This window comes from Sulfitobacter sp. 1A13421 (assembly GCF_043557285.1).
GTDB lineage: Bacteria > Pseudomonadota > Alphaproteobacteria > Rhodobacterales > Rhodobacteraceae > Sulfitobacter > Sulfitobacter faviae.
Genome location: NZ_JBIFFQ010000013.1, coordinates 1 through 11,013 on the forward strand (window position 1 = coordinate 1; position 11,013 = coordinate 11,013).

The following is an 11,013-nucleotide window of genomic DNA, read 5'->3' on the forward strand; positions in this document are numbered from 1 at the left end:
GAGCTCATTCTGAGCACTCACGAAAGCGAAAACCCGACCGCAAGTAGATTCACAATGGGCCGCGGACGGCGCATACTATGAACCGATGGAAGTATCCGTCTGTTCTAAACACGCACTGAAAAATCGTATCGCGTTCTGTCGTATCGGCAGGAAGAGGGAAGGCAGAGGAGGGTGGGCTTTGCTCAGGAGGGAAAGCTTCGATGATCAAGTTTGCTGCCCAGATAAGGTTGCAGATATTGTCGGCTTCCTCTTCATCGCAGTCAATCACAAGCAATCGGCCATATTGCTGCCCTTCCATGAGGACTTTAAAATCCTTCAGGGCACTTACTTGAGCGAGTTGAGAGCGGCTGTTTTCAGTGAACTGATATCTGGTGGTCGGGTCCTCGATATCGCGAACACGCCAACCCGCCTCCGCACATATCTTATGGATCAGATCGATCTCAGTAGGTCTAAAGACGAGGAAGCTACAGAATTCAGGCATTAGACCCCATTGGTGTGGTTTTAGCTATCGATCAGCTTTGCTTTCTGGCTATCAAACTCTGACTGAGTGAGAGCGCCAAGCTCTTTAAGCTTCCACAGATCGGCAATCTGGTCACCCACAGATTTGTCTTGGAGAGGAAGAGGTACCACCGGAGCTGGAGCCCTGCCTTCTTCTGCTCTGCGGATGGCAGTCTCGAGGTAACCTGCAAACTTAGCCAGCAGCTTGGACTGGTCCTTCAGAAGACTATCTCCGCTTTGAGTACCACCACTCTTGGGGCTTTCGTAGAAGGTGAACTCGTGACTGGGTTCATCGGTGCTATCGACAGTGAACCTAAGTGACAGCTTCTTGATGCCAGAACGGGTGGTCGAGGAGCCGGATAGGCCGCCGATAAGGGCACCTACACCCCCTAAGGCAATGGCACCTACCGCGACGCCCACAGCTTGGCTCCCTCGGTTAGTTTTAGCTATCTGAGTGCCATCCTGAATGACCTCGGCCTTGATGATACTTGGAATAACCATCATTCATCTACTGTGATAAGTGAGACGCTTTCCGGTTTTCCAAAGAGAAAATATTTTATAGCAGTGAGTTGAGAGCCTTTGTGAAGACCGCAGAGAAACGCGCGAAAGTTGGTGATGCCCTGAGGGGCGGCATATCATGGCGGTGTCTAAGCGCCGTCAATTCTCAACCGAGAAAGGGATATGCCACATGTCGGAAGATACCATCACCACCCTGCCTGATCCATCCGGATTTTCTCCGGACCCTTTGATCGGAGTCATCCGGGATGGGGCCCGCAAGCTGATCGAACAGGCGATCGAGGCGGAACTGGCCGCGCTGATGGCCTCGTTTGCCGGAGACAAGCTCGAAGATGGCCGCGCCAGATTAGTCCGGCACGGACATCTGCCGGAGCGCGAGATTTTGACTGGGGTGGGTCCGGTGCCGGTGAAGGTGCCTCGCGTGCGGGATCGCGGCGCAGGCGAAGACAAGATCAGCTTCACGCCCAGCATCCTGCCGCGCTACCTGCGCAAGACGAAATCGGTCGAGGAACTGCTGCCCTGGCTTTACCTCAAGGGCGTGTCCACGGGCGATTTCAGCGAAGCCCTGGAAGCGCTACTGGGTCCGAACGCCAAGGGCCTGTCCGCCAAGACCATCACGCGGCTGAAGGCCGATTGGTGGAAAGACTACGAGGCTTGGCAGAAACGCGACCTCGGCACACGGAGGTTCCTCTACATCTGGGCTGACGGGGTTTATTTCAAACCGCGCATGGCCGAGGAAAAACAATGCGTTCTGGTGATCGTGGGGGCCGACGAATATGGCCGCAAGGAGTTGCTGGCGATAACCGATGGCTTTCGCGAAAGCACCGAGAGCTGGCGCGAGGTGCTACTCGATCTCAAGCGGCGTGGCTTGAAACAGGACCCCAAGCTGGCCATCGGCGACGGTGCTCTGGGGTTCTGGACGGCGCTGCGCGAGGTGTTCGCCACGACCAAGGAGCAAAGGTGCTGGGTCCACAAAACCATGAACGTGCTCAATGCGCTGCCCAAATCCATGCAGGCCAAGGCCAAGGGCCATCTGCATGACATCTGGCAAGCCGAAACCCGCGCCGAGGCAGAGACCGCCTTCGACTTCTTCGTCGAAACCTACGGTGTGAAATGGGACAAGGCGGTGGCCAAGCTGGTCAAGGACCGGGACGCGCTGCTGACCTTCTACGACTACCCGGCCGAACACTGGAAGCACATCCGCACGTCAAACCCGATCGAAAGCACCTTTGCCACCGTCCGGCATCGCACGAAACGCACCAAGGGCTGCCTCAGCCGCAAGACCGGACTGGCCATGGCATTCAAGCTGATGATGTCAGCGCAGGGAAAATGGCGCAAACTCGACGGCCGGAACCGCCTGCCCGAAATCATCGAAGGGGTTGAGTTCCGCGACGGTCTCCGCCACGTTCAAATCGCCGCCTGATCAAGCGTCACCAACTTCTGCGCATATCTCAAGACCGCATCGTCTTGATCACTGTTTCCAGCCTCAGGTGCATCTGTTCCCTCGACATCCGATACCTCAGGCTCACTCTGGTCTACCGCGTCGGCTTCCACCTCATCCTTCTTCCGAAGGCGGGATGGGCCGTATTCGCTCATAGAGTTTTGCTGGAGGCCGACAACTTCATCCACAGAGCTAGCATCTACATCGAAGGTGTCATCCTTCTTCGCAGTGGCTTCTGCTGCCGCCTTGGCTTCCCGATCCTTCTTAAGCTTAGCTTCAACGTCTTCCCTGATCTTCCTCGCTAATGGGGACTCCTGCTCTGGCATCCCCTTCTTAATCTTAGAGGTAGCCTTCGCCTTGGCTTTCTTGGAAGCCGGTGCCTTTGAGGTAGTTTTTACTTCAGCCTTTGGTGTGACTACTGGCGCTGGTTCGGAAGCAACCTTAGGCGCAGCTTTAGGAGCGGGTTTTGGGGCCGGTGCAGGTTTCGGAGCCACTACGGTAACCTCCTCTACGACATCGTCAGCTTCCACCTCGATCTCTTCTTCTTGGGCGGAAGGTAGTAGACCCATAGCTTGCAGTTCGAGATCAGAAAGCGTTCCAGCTTCGAGTGCCTTCTCATAAGCATTGTATGTTTTGCGGATGGTCTCCTCGACGAACCCTGTCTCACCTGTCAGCTTTTCGGCTAGCTCTTTGATGACGCGGAAGGAGTAGCCCTCGATCTCCTTCAGATGCCTGATTTGGACGAATGTATCACGAACGAAGATTTTGCTCTTGGAAGGGGGCTGCTTCACCATCTGTTTGCCGACCTCAAGGGCGGCGTTCAGGTCTAGATTATATTTGCGCATCGGTCTGCTCCACTCGAGGTTCTAAAGGAGAGATTGCAACATCCCGGATATTTACAAGTGGCAGGTGATAAATTTCCCTCCGATTCCCGGGCATTTACCCCTAATATACCTCAGCTTACCATCTGATTACGCCTGCTTTCCTCTAGGTTTCCGCCTATTGACTCCGTGAGGTTTCCGATAGGTTTCCTATAGACCTTGCAGCAGGAATACGGGTCGTCGAATACCGCTTTCCATCAGGTTTCCTACAGCTTCCAGTTAGGCTTCCTATGAAGGTTAGAGAAAGACCCATGGCCTTGGTGTGTTGGTGTTGGTGTGGGTGAAATGTTGACAAATGAGCGTGACAAGCAGCTTTCAGGGCTATAAATTGCTCAAAAGGTAGCTTTTAGGGCATTTAAACCTATTTATTTATCTTTAATAACAGCTATCCTCCCCTTCCTTCTTGGCATCCTTTTAAATGATGGATGAAAGCCATTCATTGTTGGGAGTATCCTTATGGTTTGTGTAAGGCCCCTTATGCTGGGGGTTCCTCCATGTTTGGAGGTTAGATGCCCTTATTTTGTTGGATGAAAGCTTACTGACAGAACGGGCTGACAAGCCCGGGCATAGGGAGGTTACCTATGTCTTTTGGTAGTAGCCATTAAGGATACTGGAAGATGCCTGATATTCCATATTTGTAGGCTTTTAGCGGATCTTTAGGGCTACAGAATGGGGCATGCTGGTAGCCTTATCGTAGTTGTGGTGAAGGCTTTCTGTGATGATGAAGTAGGCTTCCTTTGGTCGTCCTGTAGGCTTCCTTTTAGAGGGCCTGGCTGGAGCCTGATAAGAGGATCTTGGGGAGGGTAGCTGTTGAGTATGGGGGGTGCTTGCTCTGCTTGATTTGGAAGCCGATCATGGTGATGAGAGGAAGCTGACAAGCCCATGCTGGAAGCGATCTTGTTGTGATTGGCTACCATCTGACGAAGGATGAAGGGCTCCTAATGCCTTCGGCTTTGCCTGTCTGGCCGCTTAAAGGGGTCATTGGAAGGTCCTCGATCATGAAGAGGGCAAGAATTCCTTCATGTATCAATGAGGTAGGGGCCTACCTGAATTATAAACGGATACTGTTCTGGAGCATCTATGGAGATCCTATAATATGATAAAGTTATCAGATACTTACATCATATTTTTAAGTCTTTATATTTTACGGATTTGTGTTTCCAAACTCCATTGTTGGAGTACTTTTCTCCGGTGTTTTGCGAACGAACTGGCGGATTTTTGTTACCTGCATGGTTCTGCATGCTCGCTTACCCCTCGATCATCATGAATTTAGGAATTCCTGCACCTGATTGGTGAGGACCAAGCCCAGGTAGTTATGGGGGCCTATCAACATATTTGGCGGCCTGATGGCTGCGCATGGAGGGTAGCTGAAGGTTGCTGGAAGGTTACCAAACAGGGTTGAAGATGCCTTCTAAGAGGCTGTTTTTAGGTCTCAAACTTGCATTTGAGGGTGCCGTTAACATATATGATAGAGAGCTTATAATTTTAAGATAAATAAATAGGAATCAGTATGGATTTAGGTCGCCAGAAGAGGACGAGGAAGCCCTTTACCTCTCAATTTAAGAAAATCAAGCAAACACCACAGCAAGAGCACGAGCGGGCCCTTCTCAGGGATCCTGTGGTAGATCTCATGCAGGATCGAAAGTTCCCTGCCCGGAACGGTCGGACGATGACACTTACGCCCGAGGTGGCCCTCGTTGCTTTCAACCGCGCCCGCCGGTTCGAGATCTCCTCCCCCTCCATCAGGAGGAAGGAATCCGCCACTCAGAATAGGTATTCTAAAAATCTAAACACTCTTCGCGAAAGCTCAGACGATGGGATCAACGACCGCTGCCCCTTCGCAGGCTTCATGAACTACGAGTTCACGCGCTCCAGCACCTTCTACGGCTTCAAGGCCGCACTCCAAAGCTACGCTGTAGACCTCCTCGAAAAGGCAGGCCCCGGCATGCTCTGCGCCTTGGCAGCTAACAAAAACATAGATGCCGTTGGCAACCGCATCAGCCACATCTTCAATGTTGACAAAAACGGAGGGTCGCCACTGCCACCCCCCTCAAAGAATACCAATGTTGACAAAACCCAGGCCGCATACGCCCGCTATACCAATGTTGACAATCTGAGCATCAAAGACAGCATTACCTGCTTCTCAGAGCTCTCCGATCAGGTAGTGAAGGCAGCCGCGTTCCTTTGGTTTTATCCGCCTCTCGCAGAAGAGAAGACAGCCCATCTGCACGATGTAGTTGGCCGCAAAGACACGGAAGATTCCACGCTCAAGCTGCGTTATAAGCAGCACCGTAAGTATCAGGGCGCCTTTCAAGCTCCGGGCTTCTTTCTCTATGAGCCAGAGTTCGCGGCCGCCTTCCACGAGGTCAGCACAAAACGCGCAGCGGGTATCGAAATTTCAGACGATAATGAAGACCTGAAGGTCGTTCAGAAGAAAAGGTATCAGGGTAAGGGCTACAGGGAAGAGGACTTCATCTTCTTTGATGAAAACAAAAAGCCCGACACGAAAGGTCTCGTTGTAAGCGAACTGAAGCGCCTGGACGCCAAACTTGGTGATGGCATCGAATGGCGCCAGCGCTTCTTTAACTCGCTGGAGGAACTCTCCCCGAACAACCAGCAAAAGCGAGAAGACCGGCAGAAACAGATTGCTGTTTTGAGCCTCAGTGGTTGCCGACCGAAGGAATTGGTCATGGGCGTCCGAGTTCATGTCGAGCCAAGCAAGCCGAACAGCAAGTCAGTGGCAATGGTTTTCCGTGTCCCGGGGGCGAAGTTTACCAACCGTGGCGACGAGACTGAGATCAGTATCTATGAAACCCTGAATGCTGACGAGAAAATCTATCAGCGTGAGCTCTACAATAATGAGAAGTACCAGACTTCCTTAGAGAAGGGGCATGAGTGGCGCTACATCAGGGTTGAGTCAGAGTCAGCCGAAGCACTCTGGTTGCGAGATTACGTCACTCGAAATGCAGATGGGCAAGCAGATGATCCGCAAAATATGGACAACATGGGCTTCGCCGAGCAGTTAGCCTTTGACGATATCCTCGAAAACGATCCGATTGCATCGCTAACCATCCAGCCGGATTACGTCTCGAAGCATAAAATCAACGTGAACAACGAGGCTGATAATCTTCGGGTTGTAGATAGCATCAGTGCATGGACCAGGTACCACGCTCGTACGCATGTTTTCCCAACCATAGAGGGGTTTGTTACCGCCTATTGCTGGCGCCACCAGTTCTCTTCGGACGTGAAACTGTATGCCAAGAGCTATGAAGAGCGCGCCAAAGCATTGGGTCAGGTATCTGAGCGAACACAATCTCGATACGGGCACAAACGCTCCGGGCGAAACTCTGCACGCGGCGGCAAATTCAGTAAGATCACCCTCAGCGCATCTCGTGGAGTTCGCAATAACTTCCGTAATGCCTCCAACATCGACCACACCTCACCAAGACCCTAATCCAGAAGGACCAACACTATGAACGAAGAACTTGGATTGGGAAGGCCACGAGTTCAAAGGTGCCCTAGTCTTCAACCATGAATCTGAAACTTTCCGCATAGAAGACGAACGCTACATCCAAGTTTTTAGCACTCGAATAACTGAAGGCAAATGCAGCAACGAAACCAGCGGTATCACGATGATAATCGGGATGCTTTTGACCAAAGCTTCACTCGCTTCCGTCCGAACTCAGGAAGAGCTCAAGCTCAAACAACAGCTAAGACAAGAGAAAGATCTGGTTTCGGAGCTACAGAAGAACAATGCAGATTTGGCAAAAGAAGTTTCGCGATTGCAGACGCTGGTCCCCTCGCAGGAATAGCGTGTGGCTGGATCATCGATGATGGTACCCCCCTACCCCTTCGAGAAGTCGATCAGCTTTTGGCCCCTTGGTGAGACGCGACCATGAAGACTATAAGCTGGGCGTAGCGATCTACAACTATCTGAAGTCGTATAACTATGATGCGACGGATCCTAGCTCCGTCAATAACCCTAAGTACCTGCATCTTGTAACCCTGAAAGCTTGCAGAGAGCTGGATAGGATCTTCTCGGGATACCGTGGCTGGAACTCTATGGACTTCAGTGTTCGCACATACTTTATGTTCTATGCGTGCGACATTTCAGTGCGAGATATCACACGGATGAACTTGCTTCTAAACCCTCCTCCCGACGACCTTGCGGAAAATCTTAGATCTCCTCCACATCTTCATTAAATCCAAGCGGATCGAAAGCGGAGCCAGCAAAGCAGAATACAGGGTCGAGTAATGAAATGCCCTGCCCTCATTTTCACTCGAGGTCGGGCCATTCACAAGTTCTAAGCCTTTTTAGGCTTTAATTTCCAGCTCTTCAAGCTTCGCTACGTGCTCTGGGTCATCGCGATCCAGCTTCTCGACACCTACGTACTCGAGAACCCACTTCGGAGTGCGGCCGCGCCCGGACCACTCTTCAGTGCAATCAGCATTGCGATACTTGGGCTTCAGCTTCGTTTTCGGCTTCTTGTCACCTACTTCAGAGGCTTCGGGCATATCCGAAAGAAGTTCTCCAACACTGATTTGAAGGCCAGCTGCCAGTTCACGAATTTGGTCCTGAGCGGCACGGCGCTTTTTCTTCATCATGGCCTCCATCGCACCATCAAGTTTTTGGCGCAGAGCAGAAAGCTCATTCAAATCCATGTGGTCAACATCGACCTGAGCGACAGAAGACGCATTCTCAGTTTTGTTAGCGTTCATTTTTACCTCTAATAAGCTAAGTGATGAGAACCTCTATCGCATAGATAGAGCCAACTTCAAGAATAAAAGCCTATAATTAAAAAAAGATACCTAAAAGGTATTGCAATTCTGCCGCCCTCAACAACTTGTTAACCATAACATTGGGTGAGGATAATACAATGTACAGTTCAGCAATCAGTAATATTGAAGACGAGCTTTCTTATTTTGGAGATTATTACTACATAGGTGGTGGACGCTATGAATGCCGCGACACCGGCAACATAGGAACCTATGATGAAATCGTACCTCAAAATACAGTAAAACGCTCCAGCGGCCCTGTAAAACAGGAAGCCAAGGACGCACGCGCCAAACTTAGACCCTTTGGCTTTAAAGCTCTGACAGGCTCCAAAAAGCAAAAAGACTGGGCTGAAAAGATCCGGCTCGAGATAATGACCCCCCTACCCTCTGAAACAAAGATGTTCTTTGCGGCAATGGAGGTTCTCCCAATTCACCGAGCCTCATTCTGGATTGAAAACAGGCACAAGAGCTCAACTAACTTTGCCGAGTTCGAACGCGGGCTCATCAATCTCTGCGCAGATCTGAACAGAAAGGTCGAAGAAGGCATGCTTCAGTCTGAGGCCAACAGTATCTACAACAACTTTGTTAGTGAGTTCGCCTCTTCTTGAGCTAACGATATAGGAGGCCAGTATGGCGCTTACACAGCTGACGGATACCGAACAAAACGGTCATAAGAAAGCTTTTGGGGAGTTGGTGGCCGACTGGCGCAGAAGTGCTGGTCTCACCCAACTTGCCCTTGCAGAGGGTCTTGGTGTTACGCGAGGCTTCATCCAGGCCATTGAAGATGGCAGGAAGCGTATCGCCTTAGAACGGATGGAGATCTACGCACATGCGCTTCGGAAACCCGTTGATGAGCTCTATGAAGAGCATATTCGAGGCCACGACCCCGAGCTATACTGGTTCCTGCGCCGGTTATGGCAGCCAAACAACCAAAGCTGATACTCGTATAAGAGTCTTAGTGCGGACTTGTAGTAATGTCATCTCGTAGGCTTGTAGGCTTGTAGGCTTGTAGACATTACATCAAGTCTACCCGTCTACAATGCATCAGGTAAAAGGGTGGTATCGACTCTTAACGTAGATGACCTTCCTCGAAGCCTAGGGCCGAAGTGGCAGTCAAGATTTAACAGCCTCCTTCCCGGCTCACCGCCCACTACAAGTCTAGATGTCTTGAATGTGCAAGGTATCAACGTAGTCATTCCATCACGCCTACACGTCTTCAATACATCTGATGTATTGGCTACTTGTAGCATCGCTCCGAATACGGTTCCGCGCGGACCCATCGTGTTATCTATACCCCTTAATTTATTAGGGGTTCAGCTATCAGGCTAAGCGTATACATTCCTTCAAGTCACCACTCCTACAAGTCTACCTGATGTGTTGTAGACTTGTCGGCACTTCATCCGATGCATTGTAGACAAAGCAACTTGTTGATTTGAATCTCGGCATCTCGTATGCAGGTAGCACAAATATAAAAATACGAGGCAGAGCATGGCAGACAGTAATGAAGGCCAAGGACTGGTCATCACATTCTCGCAGCGCAAAGGCGGCGTTGGGAAAACACTGACGACCTTGGGGTTGTCGACAGAGCTGGCATACCGAGGCTACCAGGTGGTAGTTTTGGATTGCGAGGAAAAGCAGACTGCACTTCCAGATTTCGCGGAAGACTACAGCAGAGCGAACTACTCTGTGATCAGCGGCGTCAAAACCGACAACATCGGTAAATGCGTTCGTAAAGCAAAGCAGGAGGGCGCAGATTTCGTGATTATCGATACGCCCGGCGGCATGGACACAGTTGCCTATAAGGCCATTCAGTTTGCCCACTTCTGCATTATCCCTGCGTCTATCAGCTATGTGGATGTGGCCGCAGTGCTCGATACCCATAGTGACATCGTAGACGCCGGTGAAACCCTCCCACATGACGTTCCGCACGCGTTGCTTTGGACGAAGGTAGATAGCCAGTTCCCAAGCAAGGAAATGCTTGAGATCGAGAAACAGGCTCGGCACGACGGGGAACTCGACGTGTTCCGCACCAGGATCGTGCGCCGGAACATCTTTGAATCCATGTTTAGCTATTCTCAGGACATCTATGAGCTGGCTGAGAACAGTGCTGTGAACAAAGGCCGAAGCAAGCCTCAACAGATCGAGCGGTTTGCGGAGAACTTCCGTGAGCTAGCCGACGAGCTTCTTGAAAAGCTGGCAGCCACTGGCGTCATTAGCCTGACAGGAGATGCAGCATGAGCGATATCATCCCAACAACGCCCGAAGAGACCGGCGAAGATCGCATTGCAAACAAGCTCAGCAGGAGAGGGAAGGTGCGGTTGACCGAGGAGCCGAAGGATAAGCCTAAGGTCCCTGGCATTGCAGGCCGCACAAGGACTGCCCAAGATGACCTCCTAGAGCTCGAAACCGCACCAAAGGAAGTGAAGCGGAAAGGGCGCCCGGGGATGGCCGAAACCGAGCGTTTCACATTCTCGATCCCCAAATACCTGCACCGTCATCTGAAAATCAAAGCGGCACAGGAGGGGGTAACATCGCGCCATCTCGTCCTGAAAGCACTGCAAGACGCAGGTTACCCGCTAGAGGACGTAGATAACCCACCTGACGGCAACAAGCTTCCAAAACGATAACTTCACAGCTTAGACAAGACGATAGCCTAGCCTTATCTATATGATTTGGCTTGGCTTTTTTATGGCTACGCGTATACCCTTATACAATACATCAGGTAGACTCTATGACATGTCTACAGGTAGCCGATGATACAGCTATAGGGCACATCACGTAGATCAATTGTTGCAACCCATTGTAGTAATTGGGTTTTCAACAGAAATGCTCTTAAGCTGCCGAAACTGCTTGAAAAATTAGGTTCATTTGGAGATTATCGAAGGAACGTGAACCAGCGAG

The 11,013-nt window shown here is 51.1% G+C and carries 11 protein-coding genes; 7 read left to right on the forward strand and 4 right to left on the reverse strand.

Features of this window, described 5'->3' with window-relative positions:
• Positions 1-49 precede the first annotated feature (49 nt).
• Entirely contained in the window at positions 50-481 is a 432-nt protein-coding gene (locus ACGYLI_RS16720; protein WP_394419964.1) for a hypothetical protein, read from the reverse strand.
• A 20-nt stretch (positions 482-501) separates the two neighbouring features.
• Positions 502-1,002, reverse strand: coding sequence for a hypothetical protein (locus ACGYLI_RS16725; protein WP_394419965.1), 501 nt, complete (start codon positions 1,000-1,002; stop codon positions 502-504).
• Between the two features lie 184 nt (positions 1,003-1,186).
• Here ACGYLI_RS16725 and ACGYLI_RS16730 point away from each other — a divergent pair, with 184 nt between their 5' ends.
• Positions 1,187-2,437 carry an IS256 family transposase gene (locus tag ACGYLI_RS16730; RefSeq protein ID WP_394419966.1) on the forward strand — a complete coding sequence of 417 codons (1,251 nt, stop codon included), beginning with the start codon at positions 1,187-1,189 and terminating at the stop codon, positions 2,435-2,437.
• On the opposite strand, the gene ACGYLI_RS16735 is transcribed toward ACGYLI_RS16730, so the two are convergent.
• Positions 2,422-3,300 carry a hypothetical protein gene (locus tag ACGYLI_RS16735; RefSeq protein ID WP_394419967.1) on the reverse strand — a complete coding sequence of 293 codons (879 nt, stop codon included), beginning with the start codon at positions 3,298-3,300 and terminating at the stop codon, positions 2,422-2,424. The two genes, ACGYLI_RS16730 and ACGYLI_RS16735, sit on opposite strands and share 16 nt — an antisense overlap.
• Positions 3,301-4,846: 1,546 nt before the next feature.
• On the opposite strand from ACGYLI_RS16735, the gene ACGYLI_RS16740 reads away from it, so the two are divergent.
• Positions 4,847-6,790, forward strand: a complete 1,944-nt coding sequence (locus ACGYLI_RS16740) for a hypothetical protein (RefSeq protein ID WP_394419968.1) — start codon at positions 4,847-4,849, stop codon at positions 6,788-6,790.
• Positions 6,791-6,821: 31 nt separating this feature from the next.
• Complete coding sequence (locus ACGYLI_RS16745; RefSeq protein ID WP_394419969.1) at positions 6,822-7,148, forward strand: hypothetical protein; 327 nt, start codon at positions 6,822-6,824, stop codon at positions 7,146-7,148.
• 502 nt (positions 7,149-7,650) lie between these two features.
• Here the strand turns inward: ACGYLI_RS16745 and ACGYLI_RS16750 are convergent.
• A complete protein-coding gene (locus ACGYLI_RS16750; RefSeq protein ID WP_394419970.1) occupies positions 7,651-8,055 on the reverse strand; it encodes an H-NS family nucleoid-associated regulatory protein in 405 nt (134 codons plus the stop codon).
• A gap of 158 nt (positions 8,056-8,213) precedes the next feature.
• Here ACGYLI_RS16750 and ACGYLI_RS16755 point away from each other — a divergent pair, with 158 nt between their 5' ends.
• From ACGYLI_RS16755 to ACGYLI_RS16770, 4 genes are all read left to right on the forward strand, one after another.
• Positions 8,214-8,720 (forward strand): hypothetical protein, encoded by a 507-nt coding sequence (locus ACGYLI_RS16755; protein ID WP_394419971.1) that lies wholly within the window; start codon positions 8,214-8,216, stop codon positions 8,718-8,720.
• A gap of 22 nt (positions 8,721-8,742) precedes the next feature.
• Positions 8,743-9,051 (forward strand): helix-turn-helix domain-containing protein, encoded by a 309-nt coding sequence (locus ACGYLI_RS16760; protein WP_394419972.1) that lies wholly within the window; start codon positions 8,743-8,745, stop codon positions 9,049-9,051.
• 549 nt (positions 9,052-9,600) lie between these two features.
• Positions 9,601-10,350, forward strand: coding sequence for a ParA family protein (locus tag ACGYLI_RS16765; protein WP_394419973.1), 750 nt, complete (start codon positions 9,601-9,603; stop codon positions 10,348-10,350).
• Positions 10,347-10,739, forward strand: coding sequence for a hypothetical protein (locus tag ACGYLI_RS16770; RefSeq protein ID WP_394419974.1), 393 nt, complete (start codon positions 10,347-10,349; stop codon positions 10,737-10,739). The genes ACGYLI_RS16765 and ACGYLI_RS16770 overlap by 4 nt, the downstream gene beginning before the upstream one ends.
• The last annotated feature ends 274 nt before the right edge of the window (positions 10,740-11,013 follow it).

Excerpts from the sequence above, each read along its gene's own strand:
- ACGYLI_RS16720 (WP_394419964.1), bottom strand. The coding sequence starts at position 481 with ATGCCTGAATTCTGTAGCTTCCTCGTCTTTAGACCTACTGAGATCGAT.
- ACGYLI_RS16725 (WP_394419965.1), bottom strand. The coding sequence starts at position 1,002 with ATGATGGTTATTCCAAGTATCATCAAGGCCGAGGTCATTCAGGATGGC.
- ACGYLI_RS16730 (WP_394419966.1), top strand. The coding sequence starts at position 1,187 with ATGTCGGAAGATACCATCACCACCCTGCCTGATCCATCCGGATTTTCT.
- ACGYLI_RS16735 (WP_394419967.1), bottom strand. The coding sequence starts at position 3,300 with ATGCGCAAATATAATCTAGACCTGAACGCCGCCCTTGAGGTCGGCAAA.
- ACGYLI_RS16740 (WP_394419968.1), top strand. The coding sequence starts at position 4,847 with ATGGATTTAGGTCGCCAGAAGAGGACGAGGAAGCCCTTTACCTCTCAA.
- ACGYLI_RS16750 (WP_394419970.1), bottom strand. The coding sequence starts at position 8,055 with ATGAACGCTAACAAAACTGAGAATGCGTCTTCTGTCGCTCAGGTCGAT.
- ACGYLI_RS16755 (WP_394419971.1), top strand. The coding sequence starts at position 8,214 with ATGTACAGTTCAGCAATCAGTAATATTGAAGACGAGCTTTCTTATTTT.
- ACGYLI_RS16760 (WP_394419972.1), top strand. The coding sequence starts at position 8,743 with ATGGCGCTTACACAGCTGACGGATACCGAACAAAACGGTCATAAGAAA.
- ACGYLI_RS16765 (WP_394419973.1), top strand. The coding sequence starts at position 9,601 with ATGGCAGACAGTAATGAAGGCCAAGGACTGGTCATCACATTCTCGCAG.
- ACGYLI_RS16770 (WP_394419974.1), top strand. The coding sequence starts at position 10,347 with ATGAGCGATATCATCCCAACAACGCCCGAAGAGACCGGCGAAGATCGC.